The organism is Campylobacter sp. (genome assembly GCF_052169515.1).
Classification (GTDB): domain Bacteria; phylum Campylobacterota; class Campylobacteria; order Campylobacterales; family Campylobacteraceae; genus Campylobacter_A.
On record NZ_JBQNCH010000005.1, the window covers coordinates 14,787 to 35,176 of the forward strand.

Annotated in this window: 19 protein-coding genes and 1 pseudogene; 6 read left to right on the forward strand and 14 right to left on the reverse strand. The window is 37.3% G+C overall.

The window, feature by feature from the left end:
* Window positions 1–105: 105 nt before the first annotated feature.
* Together ACTTKV_RS02400 and ACTTKV_RS02405 are read right to left on the reverse strand one after the other, a co-directional pair.
* The gene (locus tag ACTTKV_RS02400) at window positions 106–1,002 is read right to left on the reverse strand and encodes a DUF4299 family protein (protein WP_442549066.1); all 897 of its coding nucleotides are present in this window, start codon (window positions 1,000–1,002) and stop codon (window positions 106–108) included.
* 10 nt (window positions 1,003–1,012) lie between these two features.
* Window positions 1,013–1,612 (reverse strand): LysE family translocator, encoded by a 600-nt coding sequence (locus ACTTKV_RS02405; RefSeq protein ID WP_442549067.1) that lies wholly within the window; start codon window positions 1,610–1,612, stop codon window positions 1,013–1,015.
* A gap of 207 nt (window positions 1,613–1,819) precedes the next feature.
* Between ACTTKV_RS02405 and ACTTKV_RS02410 the strand changes: the two genes are divergently transcribed.
* The gene (locus ACTTKV_RS02410) at window positions 1,820–3,220 is read left to right on the forward strand and encodes a hypothetical protein (protein ID WP_442549068.1); all 1,401 of its coding nucleotides are present in this window, start codon (window positions 1,820–1,822) and stop codon (window positions 3,218–3,220) included.
* Window positions 3,221–3,330: 110 nt separating this feature from the next.
* On the opposite strand, the pseudogene ACTTKV_RS02415 reads toward ACTTKV_RS02410, so the two are convergent.
* From ACTTKV_RS02415 to ACTTKV_RS02430, 4 genes and pseudogenes are all read right to left on the reverse strand, one after another.
* Window positions 3,331–3,819 (reverse strand): annotated as a pseudogene (locus tag ACTTKV_RS02415) (YfbM family protein).
* A gap of 339 nt (window positions 3,820–4,158) precedes the next feature.
* The gene (locus ACTTKV_RS02420; protein ID WP_442549142.1) at window positions 4,159–5,175 is read right to left on the reverse strand and encodes a type II asparaginase; all 1,017 of its coding nucleotides are present in this window, start codon (window positions 5,173–5,175) and stop codon (window positions 4,159–4,161) included.
* Window positions 5,176–5,290: 115 nt separating this feature from the next.
* The gene (locus ACTTKV_RS02425) at window positions 5,291–5,626 is read right to left on the reverse strand and encodes a branched-chain amino acid transporter permease (RefSeq protein ID WP_442549069.1); all 336 of its coding nucleotides are present in this window, start codon (window positions 5,624–5,626) and stop codon (window positions 5,291–5,293) included.
* The gene (locus ACTTKV_RS02430; RefSeq protein ID WP_442549070.1) at window positions 5,623–6,285 is read right to left on the reverse strand and encodes an AzlC family ABC transporter permease; all 663 of its coding nucleotides are present in this window, start codon (window positions 6,283–6,285) and stop codon (window positions 5,623–5,625) included. Before ACTTKV_RS02430 ends, ACTTKV_RS02425 begins: the two co-directional genes overlap by 4 nt.
* A gap of 102 nt (window positions 6,286–6,387) precedes the next feature.
* Between ACTTKV_RS02430 and ACTTKV_RS02435 the strand changes: the two genes are divergently transcribed.
* Together ACTTKV_RS02435 and ACTTKV_RS02440 are read left to right on the forward strand one after the other, a co-directional pair.
* Window positions 6,388–6,831, forward strand: a complete 444-nt coding sequence (locus tag ACTTKV_RS02435; protein WP_442549071.1) for a tetratricopeptide repeat protein — start codon at window positions 6,388–6,390, stop codon at window positions 6,829–6,831.
* A gap of 11 nt (window positions 6,832–6,842) precedes the next feature.
* A complete protein-coding gene (locus ACTTKV_RS02440; RefSeq protein WP_442549072.1) occupies window positions 6,843–6,995 on the forward strand; it encodes a hypothetical protein in 153 nt (50 codons plus the stop codon).
* Window positions 6,996–7,120: 125 nt separating this feature from the next.
* On the opposite strand, the gene flgG is transcribed toward ACTTKV_RS02440, so the two are convergent.
* Window positions 7,121–7,909, reverse strand: a complete 789-nt coding sequence (flgG, locus tag ACTTKV_RS02445; protein WP_442549073.1) for a flagellar basal-body rod protein FlgG — start codon at window positions 7,907–7,909, stop codon at window positions 7,121–7,123.
* Between the two features lie 15 nt (window positions 7,910–7,924).
* Window positions 7,925–8,734, reverse strand: coding sequence for a flagellar hook-basal body protein (locus ACTTKV_RS02450; RefSeq protein WP_103648248.1), 810 nt, complete (start codon window positions 8,732–8,734; stop codon window positions 7,925–7,927).
* 190 nt (window positions 8,735–8,924) lie between these two features.
* Between ACTTKV_RS02450 and ACTTKV_RS02455 the strand changes: the two genes are divergently transcribed.
* Window positions 8,925–11,870 (forward strand): TonB-dependent receptor domain-containing protein, encoded by a 2,946-nt coding sequence (locus ACTTKV_RS02455; protein ID WP_442549074.1) that lies wholly within the window; start codon window positions 8,925–8,927, stop codon window positions 11,868–11,870.
* A gap of 151 nt (window positions 11,871–12,021) precedes the next feature.
* Window positions 12,022–13,875, forward strand: coding sequence for an RNA polymerase sigma factor RpoD (gene rpoD / locus ACTTKV_RS02460; RefSeq protein WP_442549075.1), 1,854 nt, complete (start codon window positions 12,022–12,024; stop codon window positions 13,873–13,875).
* A 192-nt stretch (window positions 13,876–14,067) separates the two neighbouring features.
* Here the strand turns inward: rpoD and ACTTKV_RS02465 are convergent, their stop codons facing one another.
* From ACTTKV_RS02465 to ACTTKV_RS02485, 5 genes are read right to left on the reverse strand one after another with little or no spacing between them, the layout of a single operon-like run.
* Window positions 14,068–14,586, reverse strand: coding sequence for a flavodoxin family protein (locus tag ACTTKV_RS02465; RefSeq protein WP_442549076.1), 519 nt, complete (start codon window positions 14,584–14,586; stop codon window positions 14,068–14,070).
* On the reverse strand, window positions 14,583–15,806 hold the full coding sequence (locus ACTTKV_RS02470; RefSeq protein ID WP_442549077.1) for a radical SAM protein: 1,224 nt from the start codon (window positions 15,804–15,806) through the stop codon (window positions 14,583–14,585). Before ACTTKV_RS02470 ends, ACTTKV_RS02465 begins: the two co-directional genes overlap by 4 nt.
* A gap of 2 nt (window positions 15,807–15,808) precedes the next feature.
* Window positions 15,809–16,618, reverse strand: coding sequence for an ABC transporter substrate-binding protein (locus ACTTKV_RS02475; RefSeq protein ID WP_442549078.1), 810 nt, complete (start codon window positions 16,616–16,618; stop codon window positions 15,809–15,811).
* A gap of 19 nt (window positions 16,619–16,637) precedes the next feature.
* Window positions 16,638–17,405, reverse strand: a complete 768-nt coding sequence (locus ACTTKV_RS02480; RefSeq protein ID WP_442549079.1) for an ABC transporter ATP-binding protein — start codon at window positions 17,403–17,405, stop codon at window positions 16,638–16,640.
* Window positions 17,402–18,385 (reverse strand): FecCD family ABC transporter permease, encoded by a 984-nt coding sequence (locus ACTTKV_RS02485; protein ID WP_442549080.1) that lies wholly within the window; start codon window positions 18,383–18,385, stop codon window positions 17,402–17,404. Before ACTTKV_RS02485 ends, ACTTKV_RS02480 begins: the two co-directional genes overlap by 4 nt.
* A gap of 235 nt (window positions 18,386–18,620) precedes the next feature.
* Here ACTTKV_RS02485 and ACTTKV_RS02490 point away from each other — a divergent pair, with 235 nt between their 5' ends.
* On the forward strand, window positions 18,621–19,355 hold the full coding sequence (locus tag ACTTKV_RS02490; RefSeq protein ID WP_442549081.1) for a HugZ family heme oxygenase: 735 nt from the start codon (window positions 18,621–18,623) through the stop codon (window positions 19,353–19,355).
* Between the two features lie 247 nt (window positions 19,356–19,602).
* On the opposite strand, the gene ACTTKV_RS02495 is transcribed toward ACTTKV_RS02490, so the two are convergent.
* Window positions 19,603–20,358, reverse strand: coding sequence for a flagellin (locus ACTTKV_RS02495; RefSeq protein ID WP_442549082.1), 756 nt, complete (start codon window positions 20,356–20,358; stop codon window positions 19,603–19,605).
* Window positions 20,359–20,390 lie beyond the last annotated feature (32 nt).

A 20,390-nucleotide genomic window follows, 5' to 3' on the forward strand; every position in this document is an offset into this window, starting at 1 on the left:
CTTAAGTCCGTTCCTTATGCGCTCGCTCGTTTTAGTAGCATATTTTTGCTATCCCATCGTTAGCATAAATTTTTAGGCATTGTAAGCGGTTTATCAAATTTAAACCTAAGCTTTATTTGCCTTTTTAAAAATTTCTCTCATCTCTTCTTCGCTAAGCGGCTCAACCAGTATATTTGCGGCGTCTATGAAGCGATATTTTTCTTTTGGCAGATTTGCCATAAAAGCGCCATATTCGCATTCGCCGAGCACGTGCGCGTCCCTATCGTCTACGCCGACGACTAGCGTAAGTATCCAGCGCGAGACCTTGCGCCCTCCTAGAACTTCTTGCGCTTGCCACGAAGGGGATGGAGCGTAAGGCAAGATAGTCGGCAAATTTTCGCTAAGCGTATACGCGCCAAAAATTTCATTCCCGTTTTTATCTTCGTATAAATTCTCTCTTGCGCTATAAGCGTCAAGATACTGCACCCGCCTCATCATCTCATCAAATTTAGCCGCAGGGCTAGTACTTGCAAAAATTTCATCTATCATAACCGCGTCAAACGCCACGTCGCGCTCCACGCCATAGATATAAAGCGTTTGATTTTTCTCTTTTGCGTCCTTTAGAGCTTCGAGTCCCCACATTATGTCGGCTTCATAATCAAATTTTAAAATTTGCTCTTCATCGTAAATTTCCTCGTTATCGCGCTCTATTTTCGAGCCAGTTTGGGCTGAGAGCTTTGAGAGTAGCTCAAGCACGATCTGCCAGTCGCCAACGCCGCTTGGAGTACAGACTCGAACGATATATTTGCCGTCTTCATAGTTTAGCTCAAAACCACGAGCACTTTTCTTCCAAACGCCAGCGATCATCACGTCAGCGCCCAGCTCATTTGCGCCTGGCTCCTCTTGCTCGCTATTAAAAAAGAAAAGTCCCCCGACAAGCCCTGAAATTTCACGCTCGCTTAGCGCCTTTTCATATCCGCCGAAAAGTTTCTTTTTATTTTTTACCTTAAATGTTACGCTCATAAATTCTCCTTTATCTAAATAGCAAAAGTATGCCGATGCCACAGACTATAACGGCGGTACAAATTTCAAGTAGTCTTAGGTGTATTTGTAAAAATTTCTTTAGCATAGCTCCGCCAAGTGCGTAGATATTTAGCGATAAAAACTCGATGAAAACAAGCGTTACGGTGATAACGCACATGCGAACTAGGCTAAATGGGGCGTCTTTATCCAAAAATGTAGGCAGCAAGGCTGAGAAAAATATCCACGCCTTTGGGTTTGAGACGCTAACGATGAAGCCATTTATAAACATCTGCTTTTTGCTTGGCGAATTTGAGACCTTTGTGATGCTAAGCTCACCCTTGCCAAAAAATAGCATAACGCCAAGATAGAGCATATATAGCCCTGCGATGATATTTAGCGCCTTAAATGCGTACTCAAAGTGATGTAGCACTGCGCCCACGCCAAGCATACAACAAAACGAAACAAATGCAAGTGCAAGCAGCTGACCTGCCATTACAAAAAACGAGTGCTTGTAGCCAAGGCTCATACCAACGCTCATCGCATAGGTCATGTTTATACCTGGAATCAGGCTGATGGGAAAAAACGTAATGGCAAAAAGTAGGTAGTTCATAAAGCGCCTTAAATTTTAAAGAAACAGTAAATCAAATTTAATAAATTTAAGATAAAAAAACGGCGCGAAAACGGGAGGTCGGATAAATTTAAGTTTTCACTTATACTATATTAAAAATTTTATAGTGCAATTATAATAAGAGTCTGGTGTTTTTCAGAATAAGATTTAAGAAATAATATTGCAATATAAACAACAAAGGAAGTAGCCATGAATAATATTTTTACAAAAGAATTCAGTTTAATTGAAATACTAGAATCAGAATGTGAGCTCTTATGCGATAAACTAAGCAATGTAAATATTAAATTTTTAAATGATAAAATTACATTTAGGCAATCAACAAATTTTACAGAATACAATTTTATGTCGGATAGCTTTAAAGATGTAAATGAATACATCTTTAAAATAAAAAATAACAACACAACAATAAAGATACTAAACTCTATGCGAATAGAATATAATTCTTTGGATGCAGATTTTAAAATATACAAAATAAGCAGCGACAATTTCGATACAAATAAACCTCAAAAAGCTAGGTATAAAATTTTATTACCATGCAGTCAAAAAATAGATTATATACAACACTATGGTTTATTTGAATGTTTTAATTTTGAAAATATAAACACTAAAAAAGTGAAATCAATTATTTTACCAGTAGACATCTACGAATTTAAATTATATAGTATAGATGGGTATTCGATTATTATAGACTCCATAAAAGAACTAGATTTTAAATTATTTGATGAATATTATAGAATAGTTTTAACTGCATATTGTTTTATTACTGGTTTTGCACCAGTGCAAAAAGGTTATATTTTTGGCTATTATGATAATAGTCACGAATACAAAAGCTTCGTGTATGATGCTAACGCTTTCTCCGAATATACTTCAAAAGTAAAAACAATAGACACCAATGTATACAACTATAGCGAAGACAAGTCTATACAAGATGAACTTATCAGCAAGTTAAAACCAGTATCAAAAGACTCTATACGAAACCTGGCTAACTATATGTTAAATAATTCAAAATTTTATGACATTATGGACATAATGTTTAATATAAACAAAATTGGTAGTTTTGGACGTGGCACTGCTTCATTATACGCTGTTTGCTTAGAAATAATAACGAGCATAATTTGTCAAGATAATAAATACAAATCCACTATAAACAATAAGATCAAAAAGAAAGAATTGCAGAAAAAATTAGATCAGGTGGCACAAAACTACTACAAAGATAAAATACCTGATGAAGAATACAACAAGAGTGTTATAAAAAAGAGAATCAATGCTTTATTGCAACCAACAAACAGGGATAAACTTAGATTGCCATTTGATATACTTAATTTAAAATTATCAGACAACGACTTAAATCAACTAGAAAGACGCAATGATTTGTTACATGGAAACAATCTTTTTGCAAGTAAAAATTTACCACTAGAAGATGAAGCAAAAGAAATTTTATATTTAAACTTCCAGTTAAATTATCTTGTTAATGCGTTAATCTTAAAATATATAGGCTATAGAGGTGTAGTTAAGAATTTATCAAAAGTTATTAAGATTACTAGTAGCCTAGAAACTGTAAAAAATGAAAAACCATATAAAGTTATATGATATACAAAATTGAAATAGAATTACAAATACTTATTCTTTCATCTTACCTATACCCCTATAATCACCAAAAGCATCCCATAATCACTATAAAAAATATAGGTAGTGAAAATTTACGCTGTCACGATCAGTACGCCAAGTCCTTTGTCCGCGGCATTTTGATAAAAGCTCAAAAGTCCGCTAAAACGCTCTTTTAGCTCGGCTTTGATATCCTCAAATTCGCTCTCATGCTCCCATATCTCTGGGTAGGTGCCCGTCTAGCCGAAGCTAGCGAAATTTACGTTTGCCAAAAGCGCGCCGATGTCGGTGCTTTGCATCGCTTTGGCTACGGCTTTTACGTCGTCTGCGTCCGCGTAAGATACCGCCTCGCTCCCCTCGCCCGCCGTGCCGCGTCCAAATATCGCCCAGCTAAGCGGGTTTGGCGTCGCAAAAATCTCGCTCGCGCTCATCGCCTCAAACATATTTTTGCCCATTAGCGTTTTATGCATCGCGTCCCACATTTTATCTAGGTCGTATTCGTCCAGCGCCTCGCCGTCGCCGCCGTTTTTTATCGCCTCAATAACCTCTTGCGTATATGCGTAATAGCGCGCGCTCATTCCCATTTTCGCTCCTTAAGTTAAAATAATAGGTTATACACAACGAAAGCTGAAATTTATGCTTGCAAATCGCCACTTTTAGCCAGGTTTCTACCACCTAGTACATAAATTTTAAACGCAAATTCTAGATAAATTCATTGTAGCAAAAGCTGCCGAAAAAGGAAATTTATAAAAGAGACGGCGGACCGTAAATTTAACAAATCCGCCGTAGTATTAAATAAGTGCAAGTATCGCGAGATGATTTTGAGGGTTACGACTTAAAATTTTGGCGCATACAGAAAATCATAATTCATCGAGCCAAAATTTTACTAACTCTCTCAAAAGCGCTCGCGAAATGCCGTGCGCTTAGTGAGTCAAGAAATACTCTTGAATTTTTGCTTTATTGCTTGTTTTTGTAAGAGCAAGCATTAAAAGCACTCTAGCTTTTTGAGCGTTTAGGTTGTCGCTTGTTAAAAAGCCGTATTTTGCATCGTCAACTTCGCCGTTCATAGTTGTTTCGCCACTTCCCACACGTGAGTCACGAACTACCACTACGCCAGCCTTTGAAGCCTCGCCAAGTGCATCAAGTACGCTAAAGTAAGGGTTACCGTTGCCTAGACCAGCGCTAACGATACCTTTTGCTCCGTTTTTAACAGCTATGTTTACAAAGTCAGGGTTGTCATTTGCATGAGAGTATATGATGTCGACTCTTGGAAGTTCTTTAACGCCTTCTAGGTCAAATGCTGATCTTGCTGTGTGTTTTCTGATCGGATTCATATAGTATTTTACGTTGCCATAAAAGACTGTGCCGATTTTGCCGCTATTTGGTGATTTAAATGTATCAACGCCTGTTGTGTTGGTCTTTGTCACCTCTCTACCAGCGTGAATTTCATCATTCATAGTGACTACAACGCCTTTTCCTACGCTATCTTTGCTTATAGCAACGTTTACAGCGTTAAATAAATTTAGTGGGCCGTCTGCGCTTAGTGAGCCGCTATTTCTCATCGCGCCTACAAGCACAACTGGCTTGTCGCTTTTAACGACTAAATTTAAAAAGTAAGCTGTCTCTTCCATAGTGTCTGTGCCGTGAGTAACAACGATACCATCAGCTTTGCCACTATTTAGAAGCTCGTTGATTCTATTTGCAAGCTTTAGCCAAACTTCATTGTTCATATCTTGTGAACCGATATTTGAAATTTGCTCGCCTTTTATAGTCGCGATCTTGTTGATGTCTGGTACAGCTGCTATTAGTTTATCGACCGTAACAGTTCCAGAAGTATAGCTAGAGTCAAGCGATCCTGAGCCGCTTCCTGCTATCGTTCCACCAGTGGCTAGAATGTAGATGGTTGGCTTAGCAACCGCTAAAGTAGCACCTAAAATCATGAGTAACACCGCCTTAAAGATTAAACGCATTTTAACTCCTTTGCATTAAAATTTGCAAAGCAATTATAACGTCCTTTATTTAAAAAATTTATTAATTTTTTAAATTTAGATTTATTTAAAAAATTCTTATCAAAAGCATATAAATTCCGGTTGAAACAACTATGCTAAGAAGGGCATTTTTATATCGCAAATGTACTAAAACAGCCGTTAAAACTGCCGCTAGCTCGCTTAAGCCGTATGGAAACTCGCTAAATTTAGTATCTTTTAAGCCGTAGCAGACCAAAACGACCATTATCATCATACCCATATGCTTCTCGATAGCATCTAAATAAGAGTTTGGCTTATAGTTTCTTAACGCATAAAACGGCGTCGCCCTCGTAATAAAAGTAGCTAGGGCGCTTAAAAGCACCGCTATAAACAGTATCATCTCACTTGAGCTTACACTTATCAAATTTTATCCTTAAACAAAAGCAAAAATACAAAACAAAGCGCCATCGAGCCAACAAGCACAAATTTAGCTGGAAATAGGCTCACTCCAAGCACGCCAAAAAAGGCCGCCGCGAAGAGTACGCGATAGTTTTTATCATTTTTAAACATCTCGATGACAACTACTATAAAAAGCGAGGTCAAACTAAACTCAAGTCCCTTTGTATCGGCCTTTATAAGATCACCAAGTATCGCTCCAAATAGCGTTCCAGCCGCCCAGTAAGACCATACAAGTAAATTTAGCCAAGTAAAGACAAAACTTCGCTCACTTGCATCCTTTAGCCCTAAATTTTTAAATACAGCAAAGGTCTCATCTGTTAGCAACGAAATATTCAAAAGCCTAAATTTGATCCCACTATACTCTTTTAAAAGTGAAATTCCATAAAAAGTGTGGCGCAAATTTACAAGGTAGCTCACGATAAAGACCTCAACATAGCTCGTGCCAACGCTAAAGAGCGAAAGCATCATAAACTGCGCTGCTCCGCCGTATGCTAGTGTACTAAGTGCCACAGCGATAAATGCGCTAACACCCATACTTTTAGCCAAAATGCCAAATGCAACGCCAAGCGGAAAATAGCCCATAAAAAGAGGAATGGATAGCTTAAAAACATGGTTAAATGTCAAATTTTTACCTTCATAAAAGCCAAAATATTAGCAAAAATTTGAAAATAAGAGTAAAAATAGAGTTAAATTTTATAAAATGATAGAAATTTTTGGAGTTAAAAGATGAAAAAGGTAATTCTAATTTTATTTTGTATTCTATTTTCTTGGGGTAAAAATTTAGATACCACCAAGCTTGAAAGTGAATGTGCTTTAAACAACATAGAAAGCTGCACCGATCTTATATATATCTACCTTGACAAAAATGAACGCGATAAAATGGCAGCTATGGCAAACAAGGCCTGCGAGCTAGGCAATCCACATAGTTGTCTCTTTTTAGGAAATATATATCTACAAAAAGACACTCTAGTACAAGAGAAAGAAGAGGGGCTTAGACTTTATAATAAGGCTTGCGAACTAAAAAATGCATTTGCTTGCTATACTCTTGCGCTCATTTATGAAACTGGAGATGCTGGTATGTTGCAAGATAAAAATAGAGCAAAAAACTACTACAAAAAAGCTTGCGAGCTTGATTTGGAAGAAGCATGCAGTATGCTTAAAAATTTTTAATTAAGCAAAAGATGCTTTTATTCTTGCTCTTAAGAGCAGAAATTTTAGATGAAATATATCAAAGTGGTAGCAGGATAAGAGAAAATTTTACAGGCAGTTACAAAGATGCCTTAAAAATTTATAATTCATCAAGCAACAATAGTACTGCCAAATTTATAATTTAGACCAAATTAATGCGTCTGCTTTATTGAGTCCTTCTCTTTTGAAGTATTGTTTGAAAAGTAAAACACCTCAAGCGTAAAAGCAACCAATATAAGCCCAACGATAGTTAGAGTCACATCCATGCTACCTACCTTTTAAGCCCATTTACTATTTCAAGCATCGAGTCACTCGTTGTTATCGCCTTTGAGTTTGCCTCGTATGCGCGCTGTCCGGTGATAAGATCAGTCATCTCTTCAACTAGCTGAACGTTACTCATCTCAACAAACCCTTGTCTGATCGTGCCAAGTCCGTCAAGTCCTGCAACACCTACCACCACGTTACCGCTAGCGCTTGTTTCTAGATAGTTGTTGTCACCCATTGAGTGAAGGCCAGCTGGGTTTATAAAATTTGCAAGCTCGATCTGGCCTATCTGAGCCATATCAGTCTCACCTGCTTGTAGAACTGAAACTGTGCCGTCTGTGCCTATTGAAATTTGAGTCGCATTTGCAGGTACGGTGATCTGAGGGATCAGCTGATAGCCATCGCTATTTACAATAGTGCCGTTTGCATCAAGCTTAAAGGCGCCATTTCTAGTATAGGCAGTCGTACCATCAGGTAGCTGAATCTGAAAAAATCCGTTGCCAGCTATTACCATATCTAGGTTATTGCTAGTCTCTTTAAAATAGCCCTGAGAGAAAATTTTATTTATCGCCGTTGGGCGCACACCAAGACCCACCTCGATACCAGTTGGACTTGTAGTGGTCTGGCTTGTAGCCGTACCTGCATACTCCATGACTTGATACATAAGATCAGCAAATTCAGCCCTATTTTTCTTGTATCCATAAGTATTTACGTTTGCAATGTTGTGTGAGGTTACGTCTATCTGCGTCTGCTGGGCTATCATGCCAGTGGCCGCAGTGTAAAGTGATCTCATCATAGTTTTATCCTTTTATTAAGCTTTTAGGGCTAGTTTTTGAACAGCATCTTGGTTAAGGTCGCTCATGTGGCTTGTCATAACCTTTTGATACATATCAACTAAGCGCTGGGTTTCTATTAAACCAACCATTTCTAAAACTGGGTTTACATTTGACATCTGAGCATATCCTTGCATTACACTATCAGCTTCATCAAGCTCATTTATGTCATCAAAATTTCTAGTTTCAAAGAGGTTGTCGCCGACCTTTTTAAGATCTCTTATCTCTCTTGGCTGAGCGATGAAAAATTTAGAAAACTGATTATTATTTGAGTATAAATTTCCATTTTTATCAGCAGTTAGTACCTCGCCTTGTGGTACTTGAATGCCTCTTTGTCCAGGATTTTGTGCCTCATAGCCGCTTGGTAAAACCTTATAGCCCTCCTTTGTGACGATATAACCATCACCATCCAAGCTAAAAGAACCGTTTTTGCTAAGCTTTACACCATTTGGGGTATCAACTAAAAAAAACGCGTCATCTCTTTTTATCGCAAAATCGAGCGTGTTTGAGCTGTATTTAAAGCCACCAGCACTAAAGTCGGTATACTCTTCGCTAACTTGTGGCACGCGGTTAAGAGTTCTATTTAAAAATTTAGCCCCATCTTTTGTGTGATTTTTAAGTGGAAGCTCATCTTGTGTCTCTTTAAAAATTCTTGCAAAATCTCCGATAACTACGTCATTTCTCTTGTAGCCGATCGTATTTACATTTGCAAGATTATTTGAGATAACATTTAATCTGTTAAACTGCGTTACCATGCCGGCTGTGGCTTGATAATAACCATTTTGCATACAATTTCCTAAAAAACATTATTGTCACGATTTTTAAAGCAATAGCTGTTCCAAAATTTTTATTTTTTAATTATTAAATACTTTATAAAGTTTAATAAATAATTTATTTATTTAATGTTAAGATTCGCAGCTTTAATATAGATAATGACTATTAAAAACAATAAAAATACAAAAAAGGACACATGTTATTATGAAAAAGGCTTCACTAGTTGTTTTGCTTTGTGCTGGCTTAAATTTGTTAGCCCAAGAAAGTGAGAATATAAAAGAAGTTGAGCTTGGCGGAGTAGAAGTAACAGCAGAAGAAGACAACGTCAAAGACAAAAAGATCAGTGAAGTAAAAAAGACGGCAAGTGAGCTTACCAAACAACAAGTAAGCGATACTAGAGATATGGTACGCTATGACACTGGTGTCAGCGTAGTTGAGACTGGTCGCTTTGGCTCTAGCGGATATGCTATAAGAGGCGTTGATGAAAACCGTGTGGCTATCAGTATCGATGGACTTAATCAAGCTGAAACACTTTCATCACAGGGCTTTAAGGACCTCTTTGAAGGATATGGAAATTTTAATAACACAAGAAATGGTGTCGAGATAGAAAATATCCAACAAGTAAATATTACAAAAGGTGCAGATAGTATAAAAACTGGCTCAGGTGCACTTGGTGGCTCCGTAATGTTTGAAACAAAAGACGCTAGAGACTATCTTACAGAAAAAGATTGGTTTTACGGCTTTAAAGCACAAAAATCCTCAGCAAATGACGAAAGCCTTTTCTCTCACACTATGGCTGCACGTGCCAAGTGGTTCGACATACTCTTTATCACTACAAAAAGAGATGGTCATGAGATGAAAAACTGGGGATACAAAACATACGATGATAGCGTACTAGGAAAAGAGAGAGAAAAGCCAGATCCTTACACCATTAGAACAGACAGTAGACTATTTAAATTTGGCGTAAATTTTAATGAGACAAACCGCTTTAGCGTAGGTATCGACAGAAGCACAAAAGAGACAATGGGTACTGACTGGTCGTATAAATTTGTCCTTTATACTGGTGGTTCGTTAAATAACGTAAAGTACAGCACTGATACAAGGCACGTCAATGATCAAAACAAACGTGAAAACATCTTTTATACATATGAAAACTACGATGAAAATCCACTTTGGGATAGCATGAAGCTAACCTACTCGAAACAAAAGATCCAACTAAAAGCAAAGACTGATGAGTACTGCGATAAAAACGACTGTCAAGGACTACTAAATCCATCAGGATTAAAGTTAAATAACGAAGGTAAACTGGTGGATAAATATGGTGGCGACCTACAAATGAGACAAGTAGAAAAAGAGCCTTGGCCTGGTGCTGGCTTTACTTTTCCTCAAGATATCGTGTTTGATAGTCATGGAAACGAAGTAGATGAAACATTCTATGGAAGAACAAATCGTGGAGTAGATAAACTTCTTGTTGATTGTAACCAGTATGACTGCTCTAAGCCTTTAACGCTTTTTAACAAAACAACCAAACGATATGAAACTTACAATCTAACTCCACAAAATATGCCAGATGGCAATGGAAAATATTCAGAGCTTACTCCAAAAAATAGATTTGAGGATCTACTTTTGCCAAGAGCTCCAGGATACCTTGAAAATAACTGGAAAGATAGGGATCTAAATACCGATACAAAACAACTAAATTTAGATGCCACTAAAGAATTTAGCATACCTAAAATTAAAATGGATCACGCCTTAAAATACGGTGGACTTTATAGCCAAACAGATAAAAGTATGGTAAATAGGCAAGGATACGAAGCACACAACAAAGCATGGTGGGCAAAATATTTCTTCGGCATGGCGAACAAAGGCACAGGCTTGCAAACAAATTTTCAACCAGACAAGTGTATGCCTCACGGCGGAAATGACTACAGTACGCTTTGTAGACATGAGGATAATCAATTTAGCTTTTTAATACCTGTCAGGACAGAGACATTCGCAGCTTATGCAGGCAATAGTGTATCTTTCACTAGATTTTTGAGCTTTGAAGAAAACCATAGGATTGATATAATAAAACACAATCCAAGCTATATACCAGGTAAGACACCAAAGCTACCGACCGATCTTTTTGCTGGTGTTTTTATACCTTTTACCATACCGCCTGGCACTAGTGCAGAAGATGCAAAAAGGATAAAAACCAAAAACGCTGAAGAAAATGCACTGTATCTAGCAAGTCAAAAAAGAAATTTTATGCATCATTCGTATTCATTTGCAATAAATTTTGATCCATTTGAGCACATAAGACTCCAGGCAAAATATGCAAATGGCTTTAGGGCTCCAACATCTGATGAGATTTATTTTACATTTCAGCATCCTGATTTTACGATATTTCCAAATTTAGCCCTTCAGCCTGAGATCGCAATGACAAAAGAATTTGCTGTAACTCTCCACAACTCGCCTAGTTTTTTTACGATAAATCTCTTCCAAACCGACTATGAAAATTTTATCGATCTAAAGTATATCGGTCGTGGCACACTAACATACGGCAATGCCGGTAGTAGAATGCCAGTAGAAATGTACCAAAACGTAAATAGGGCAAAGGCTCGCGTAAGAGGTGTTGAGCTAAGTGCAAATCTAGACCTAGAGCAAGTTTATAGTGGACTAAGTGGCTTTAATATGGGCTATAAATACATATATCAAAAAGGTAGAATGTCAGTAGATGAGAGCGGCAAGCTAGACGCTCCAATGAATGCCATCCAGCCAGCAAAATTTGTCTATAACATCGGATATCACACCAAAAATAATAAATTTGGAGCAAATCTATATATGACGCATGTAAAAGCAAAACGTCCAGAAGATACTTACAATATCTATGCACAAGACGATCCGGACGCAAAAAATACATATGTTAGATATGTCAGCAATACATACAGTTTATTTGATTTTGTAACGTTTTATAGACCGATGAAAAATTTCACATTTACAGCAGGTGTGTATAACATCACAGATAGAAAATACACAAGCTGGGATAGCGCAAGAAGTATAAGGACTTTTGGTACAAACAATATGGTTGACAAAGAAACAGGCAGAGGTCTTGCTAGATTTTACTCACCTGGCAGAAATTTCAAGCTAACATTTGAGATGACATTTTAATAAATTTATAGCTACCGCAATTTTAGACTTTTGCGGTAGCTTTGTATAGACAAAATTTCATTGCTTTTATATACTTTTTACAAAATTTGGGTATAATCCACTTTCTTTTAAACAATACTTAATCACAATCACACGATTTGAAAGGAAATTTATGAGCGCCGCAAAAGACTCTTTTTCTCAAATAGAAGAGCTTTTTGTTGAAAATGCAAAAGGCTTTTTGACATACGAAAAATTAGTAAAATTATTAGACAAAGCTCCAACGGCTACGATAGTAAAAAAGATAGAACAACTCGCAAAAACAAACAAAGTCCAGCTCATCACATCTGCTGAAGCTGCAAAACTTAGAAATTTAGCTGATGCCAAAAAACGCCAAGAGAATGCTCAAAAAAACGACCAAGACATTGACGAAGATCTCGATCTTTCTGGTGAAAATGACCTTTTAGAATGGTCTAGATCAGACAGTCCTGTAAGAATGTATCTAAGAGAGATGGGACAGATCGCACTTCTTACAAAAGATGAAGAGGTAGAGATAAGTAAAAGAATCGAGCTTGGCGAAGATATCATCATTGACGCATTTTGTTCGGTGCCATTTTTGATAGACTTCATACTTGACTACAAAGAGCCGCTTATCAACAGGGAACGCCGTGTAAAAGAGCTTTTTAAAAGCTTTGAAGACGAGAGCGAAAACGAAAATGAAGAGAGCGAAGAGGATATAGACGAGGAAGATGAAGAGAACGAAGAAAATGAAGCTCCTAAAAAATCAGCCAAAAACGATAAGCGTGCCGAAAAGGTTATAGAGAGCTTTAAAGCCCTTGAAAAAGCCAAAAAAGAATGGCTAAAGACCGCAAACAAGCAAGATAAGGTTGAAAGCGACGATACGGCTTCAAAAATGGCTCTTGCATTTAAAAAGAAAATTTTAAAAGAGAAGCTAATGGACCTTGGTCCAACAAGCAAACTCATCAGCGAGATCGTAAAGTCAATGGAAACAGCTCTAAAGAGTGACGATGAATTTGACAGAGAGCTAAAACGCCTTGAGTACCGCTTGCCAATGTTTAGCGATGAACTTAAGAAAAATCATAAAAGTATACTAAAAGATATCATCAAACTTAGCAAAGAAGAGATAGCAGCTCGCGTGCCAGAAGCTACAATGGTCTCAACCTACGTCGAGATCAAAAAGCTATTTACGACAAAAGAGGCGAGCAAGCAAGGCTTTGATCTTGAGCCAACAAGACTGAAAGAAATTTTAGAGCAGATCAAACGCGGAAAGAAAATTTCTGACGAGGCAAAAGCTAGAATGGCCAAGTCAAACCTACGTCTAGTCGTAAGTATAGCGAAGCGTTATACAAACAGAGGCTTGCCATTTCTTGACCTTATCCAAGAGGGCAACATCGGCCTTATGAAAGCAGTTGATAAATTTGAATATAGAAAAGGCTATAAATTTTCAACCTACGCCACGTGGTGGATCCGTCAAGCTATCTCTCGTGCGATCGCAGATCAGGCAAGGACTATCAGGATACCTATCCATATGATAGAGACGATAAATCGTATCAACAAAATAAACCGCAAATACCTCCAAGAAGAAGGCAAAGAGCCTGACGTAAGCGTCATCGCACAAGAGGTCGGACTAAGCGTTGATAAAGTAAAACAAGTCATCAAGATCACAAAAGAGCCGATCAGCCTTGAAGCTCCGATCGCAAACGAAGAAGACGGTAAATTTGGAGATTTCGTAGAGGATAAAAGCTCGCTTTCTCCGATTGATCAAATTTTAAAAAGCGACCTTAGAGAGCAGATCGATGATGTACTTTCGCAGCTAAACGAGCGCGAGAAGGCAGTTATTTCAATGAGATTTGGTCTTCTTGAGGATGAGAGCGATCGCACGCTTGAAGAGATCGGAAAGGCTCTAAACGTCACTCGTGAACGTGTCCGCCAGATAGAAAGCTCAGCTATCAAAAAGCTAAAACACCCAAAAGTTGGTAGAAAACTCAAAAACTACATCGAAGGCTAAGCCCTTTTTACCTGGCTCAGATTTTGTGCAAATTTGAGCCAGCACCCTAAAGTCAAAAATTTATACTCACATTAAAGCAAATATCTCTCACATAGATTTTAGCTACAAGAGTAACAAAGCTAAAAGCTACAAAGTTAGTTGACTTTTAAAACATATTGTTGCAGTAAATTTTAGCTTCCTATTTACTTGAGTTTAAATTTCAACACCTCTAAACGCCTCTTTTGCAGCTTTTATATCAGCCTCATCTGGATGCGTTTTAGCTCGCTCCCATCGCTCTAGTCGCTCAGGCGTTAGAGCAAATCTCGGATCATCAGGCATAGCTTTACCAAGTTTTTTTAGCTGTTCTATCACCTCAGGAGCGATCGCACCTTGGCAAATAAATGTGCGCAAAATTTCATTGCCATTTTGCAAAAACAGCTCTTTACCCTGCTCTATCGCCTGCGTGGCATGTGCACTTGGCACATCAGCACCAAGTGTTATAAAAAAACCCATTTTTTTATTTTTTACATTTTGAGTGATAAATTTCTTAAATTCCTTCTCCGGAGAGCCCTGATCTATGTAGTAACCAAGTGCAATAAAGTCAAACTCACTCAAATTTAGCTCACCAGCATCGGCAAAATTTAGCGCCTTACAGCTAAGCTCACTAGCAACAGCCTCTGCTATTTTTTTTGTATTTCCACTTTTTGATGTATATATCACGATACTTTTCATAAAAACTCCTTCTTAGAAATTTCCATCACTGCATTTGCGATAGAATTTCCCCAAAATACGCCATCTTTTGTAAAATTTAGAAAGCCGTTTTCTATTTTCAAATATCCATTTTCTTCGCATTTTTTAAAAAGATCCATAAGCTCATTGGCACACGTCTGGCTTACAAATTTAAAAACACGCTCAAGGCTTATTTGAGGATACTGAAAAAGATTTACAAATCTATCAAACTCCATCTGCCTAGCAGTCATGCGACCCATAACTTTCATCTTTTGGCTCATGTTATATATACCAAACTCCCCTAGCCTACCGCCAGCACCTTTGCCAAGAGGCAAAACATCAGCACCTACATGAGAGAGCCTTATATATTTATATTGGTCCCTGCCCTTTTTTGCCACCTTTGTATATTCTAAAATTTCATAGTCATCTTGACTTAAAATTTCATCCAAAAAAGCGTGGTGCAAACGCTTATCAACCTCTACGTCGTAATAATCCTCACTTATAGTCTTGCTTAACACCGAGCCATCTAAAAACTGAAGCGAATAAAAACTTGCACTATCAATGCCTAGCTCACGCACTAGCTTAGCATCTCTTACTACCTCATCGATGCTTTCATTAGGATAGTTATATATGATATCAACACAAAGCATTCCGTTAAATTTCTCACGCAAATCATGTAGATGTTTTATCGCTGCCTCCGAGCTATGCGTGCGATTTAGCAGCTTTCTGCCAGCCTCACTAAATGTCTGCACGCCGATGCTATAACGATTTACGCCAAGCTCGTTTAAAAGGCGTAGTTTGCTTATATTTAGATTATGAAGCGTACTTTCTAAGCTAAATTCACACTCAGGCAGGATATTAAAGCTGCCCTTAAGTGCGTTTATCACCTGCTCTAAGTGTCTCTCTTTTAGTATCGTCGGAGTACCGCCACCAAAATATACGCTACCTATTTTTTTACCTTTTAGATAATTAGTGGCAGAGTATTTTTCTATCTCACTTAGTAAAAATTTTGTATATTCATCAAGCTCGTCTTCAAGCTTTGTCCTATTCATCGAGCAAAACGAGCATATATTGTCACAAAATGGCACATGGATATAGATGACTCCCTCATTATCGTCTGGCGCACTCTCTAAAAATTCCCATAGCTCATCTTCACTCACCATATCAGGTCTTTTTGAAGGAGCTACGCTATGGCCTTTTATACGCTTACTAAACATTTTCATACTCACTTATCAAGTATCTTAAATAGCTCACTTGCAGCCTCATTTATACGAGGTGTGCCGCGTAATATAAGACTTGATGGAACGTTTAAAATTTTAGAGTTCTTGGCTGCATTAGTTGCTTTTAGTACTGGATTTTGTGATAAAAAATCGCTACAATCTTTCATACCTGCAACTATTATAAAATCTGGATTTTGTGCTAGGATAAACTCATTTTGAACGATCGGCATCGCTCCGGTTAAGCCTCCTGCTACGTTTTTCATACCAAATTTAGCAAACATATCTCCAGGCAAACTAGCATCATTAAAGGCAACTAGCGGAGTAGCTGCATAAACGCCTAAAATTTTCTTACCACTTAGCTTTGAGTTTTGAAATTTTAAAAAGTCCTGCTTTATCTTAGCCACAAGCTCGCTGGCACGCTCTACCTTACCTGTGATCTCGCCCATTTTTTCTATATTTTTGCAGATATCATCTATGCTATTTGCCTGCATTGTGAGCGTTTTTATGCCAAATTTGGCAAGGTCAGCATTTACACCATCAGAGTGAAAGCTAGTAACGACGAGATCTGGCTTAAGCTCAACCACTCGCTCCAAATTTGGCTTTGTATAAGTGCCAACACTCTTTAGCTTTTCTGTCTTATCCTCAGGCCAAATCTTGCCAAACTCAAGTGTAGAAATAGCCGCGATCTGATCCTCAGCCTCTAACATATACATCATCTCAACCACCGCAGGATCAAGCACAACAATATTTTTAGCGTTTAAGCTAACACCACTAAAACCAAGCAAAAATGCAAAAACTAAAAACAATTTTTTCATAAAATCTCCTTTAAATTTATCATTTCGGTAAAACAAATGGCATATCATTTTTATATATGATATTTGCTTTAAGACCATAAATTTCGTCTAAAATTTCTGGTTTATAAAGTTCTTTTGTGCCTCCTTTATAAGCGATCACGCCATCTTTTAGCATTAAAATTTCATCGCATATTAGTGAGGCTAAATTTAGATCATGAAGCACCGCAATAGTTACCAAATTTAACTCACGTGTTAGATGAGAGCAAAGCTTTAGCACCTCTATGGCATGGCTTAGATCTAGAGCTGATGTAGGCTCATCGAGCAGCAAAACTTTAGGCTCGCTAATTATTGCGCGAGCGAGCAAAGCTCTGGCAAATTCGCCACCACTTAGCGAGTTTGCGACACGGTCCTTAAATTTTGCTAGTCCAAATGTCTGCAAAACATCATCAACCAAGGCAATATCATGTGAGCTGTAACCACTAAAAGAGCTTTTTAGATGAGTATATCTACCCATCAAAACGAGTTCAAAAACACTTAGTGGCATCGTAAGTGCACTTTTTTGAGGCACAAAACTAGTAGTTCTAGCAAGCTCCTTTACGTTATAGCTTCGCACATCTTTTTCAAAAATTTTGACAGATCCAGCACTTGGGTGAAGCAAATTTAAGACACACTTTAAAAGCGTTGATTTACCACATCCATTAGAGCCCAAAAGCCCTATAAATTGCCCACTTTTAGCGGTAAAGCTTATATTTTTTAGCACACTTTCTTGCGCATATGAAAAGCTTAAGTTTGATACTTCTACGCTCAATGCACACTCCTTTTTAGATAAAGTGCTAAAAATAGAAAAAATGGCGCTCCAAAAAATGCACTAATGACACCAACAGGCACTTCAACTGGGCTTAAAACACTCTTGCCCACAACGTCACAAGCTAGCAAAAAAGCTCCTCCTCCAAGAGTAGAAAGCGGTAGCAAAATAGCGTTGTTTGAGGTGTTTAAAAGCATTCTAAAAGAGTGTGGAATGATGAGCCCAACAAAGCCTATCATACCGGTAAATGCGACTGAAAAAGCAACCGTGAGCGAGGCTATAACAAGCAGTCGCTTTTTAAGTGCATCGACATCTACACCAAGGCTTTTTGCCTCATCCTCTCCGCTTAAAAGTATCGTTAATTCAAAGCGTTTTAGATAAAAATATATCATGCAAAAGATAAGTGGAATAGCGATTATGCCGACCTTCTGCCACGTGGCAGAACCTAAATAACCCATCATCCATGCCACTATCTTAAAGCTATCTTCACCGATAAGATATGTCGCAAAACTCGTAAATGCGCCTAGAAATGATGAAAAAGCGATACCAATTATTAAAAGTGTAGCAATAGAGCGACTACGATTATAAACTCCAAAAATGGCAAGTGTAAGCAGGCTCGAAGACAAAAAGGCAAAGATACCATAGTAAATTTCTGATAATCCAAGAAGATATGCCACTACCGCTCCAAATGTCGCAGATGCGGCTATACCGATGATATATGGGTCTGCAAGCGGATTTAAAAAAACGCTTTGTGTTACAACACCAGAGCTAGCCAAAAGCATGCCTATAAGCAGAGCCATCACAAGTCTTGGTAGTCTAATGTCAAACAAGATAGTCTCTTTCATCTCATCTATTTTGTTATTAAATATAAAATTTAAAATCTCACTCATACTTATGTCAGAACCGCCTATACTAAGCGAGATAAAAGAGAGCAAAATAATGAGCACAATAAGCAAAATGACAAGCTTGGTACTACCTTGCATAAATTTCCTTTTAATACAAATGGCTAAAAACAACAAAAAGATACAAAAATAAGCAGAAAATATAATCTTTAAATAAAAGCCATAAATTTTCTAAAATGTTATTAATAACTCGTAATTTTAAAAAAATAAGCTTAATTCTCGCTTTAAAAATATTAATGATAATTTTAATCAATTTTAAGATTTTCTTTAGTATAATTTTGCGATTTTCAATTTTATTTTTATAAGGAGAATGGTTTTGAAACAAAGAGCATTAGACCACATGAATAAGGATCATCTGGATATAGTGATCGAGTTTTGTAAGAAATTTAGTGGTGTAGCTGAGCCTACAAATGTCAAAATGACTGATATAAACGAAGATGGTATGGAAATAACATGCGATCAGGCAAAAACATTTGTACCATTTTTAAGCAAAGCAGGCGGAGATGGTTTTAGAGAGTCGATCATCGAACTTTATATGAGCATCAAGGGCGACACAAATAGCTCTAGTGTGCAAAGCGGAATGATGAAATTTATAAATAGCTTTAAGACTGTCGTGATCTCAAGTATTCTTGACGGACGTGCAGTTTCGTCATATTCACCTTTTATAAAAGAAAACGATGAGTTTTATATCTGCATATCATCAGTTGCAAATCACTACCACTCAATAAAACAAAACCCAGATAAAATTTCACTTCTTTTTATTCAGGATGAAAAAGACGCAAAAAGTTTATTTGCTCGCATCAGAGTGAGTTTTGAAGCTAAAGCTGAGTTTATGAATGAGAGCGTAAGAGATGAGTTTATGGCTAAATTTGAAAGTGCCTTCGCAAATGAATCAGCACTTGCATTTATTAAAGATACAAAAGATTTCTATATAGTAAAACTCACCCCAACAAAAGGTAGATATGTAAAAGGCTTTGGCGCAGCATACGACACAGTAGGACTTCAAGTTGTCGATAGTGGCAGAGTAAACAACCCTCACACCAAAAAATAATCAATTTTGTAAGACCGTTTGGTCTTACAAATTTATACCTCTTAAAAATTTATTTTTTGCCTTACTATAAAAATAGCTTAGGTTTGCCTGAAATTACAACTAAGACTTGAGCAAATATAGCATCATGAAATTCCTCAGTATGCCCATATCTACAATCTAAACTATAAATAGACGCTATCCAAGCAAGACAAGATTTTATAAAATTTATTAGGAACTAAAAATTTTACCGGCACAAGACCGGTAAAATTTATTCAGCTAGAAGTTTATCTAGTTTTGCGGCCAAACTCGTAGTATCGTGAGCTTTAGCCAAAGATGCAGCATGTAGCTTTAAATTTGCTTGTAAATTTTCTTCCAAGCTCTTTGCTATGTCGCTACTATCAAGATTCTCTATACTATTAGCATTTGCCACACTTCTTGCTGCTAGAGCATTTATGCCCCTAAATACAGCATTTTGTGTTGAACCGATCTCTGAACGAAGCGAATTTATATTTTTTAAAATTTCACCCGCATTTGAGCCGTCATCTTTTACATTTAGAAGCGCGTTTGTACCTAAATTTATATTTTTTGTACTCTCACCTGTAAAAAATCCAAGATCAGCATCAAATACGTTTTTTCCATTAAATTTAGCCTCTTTCACACTATCACTCATAGCATTTCTTAGTGCATTGATTTCGCTCTTTATGCCTTTTTGTTCATTCGCCGAAAGAGCAGGATTTGTGAGTTTGCTTGAAAGTTCACCTATTTTATCTGTACTTTTACTTAAATTTAAAAGTGTTGAGTCAGCGATCTGAAGCATTCCAATCATATCGTTTGCATTTGCTAAACCTTCGTTCAAGACATTTGTTTGTGAAAGCAAACTCTCTGCGATTTGCAAATTTGCACCTGATGCTTTGATCTCGCTGTTTGCAGAGATGGCATTTAGCGCCTTCTTCTCGCTATTTTTTGCTTGATCTAAATAATAGTTTCCTGAAGCCTGGTTTGCAGTATAAGTTCCTAACTTCATAACAACTCCTTTTTTATAATTCGCTATTGATT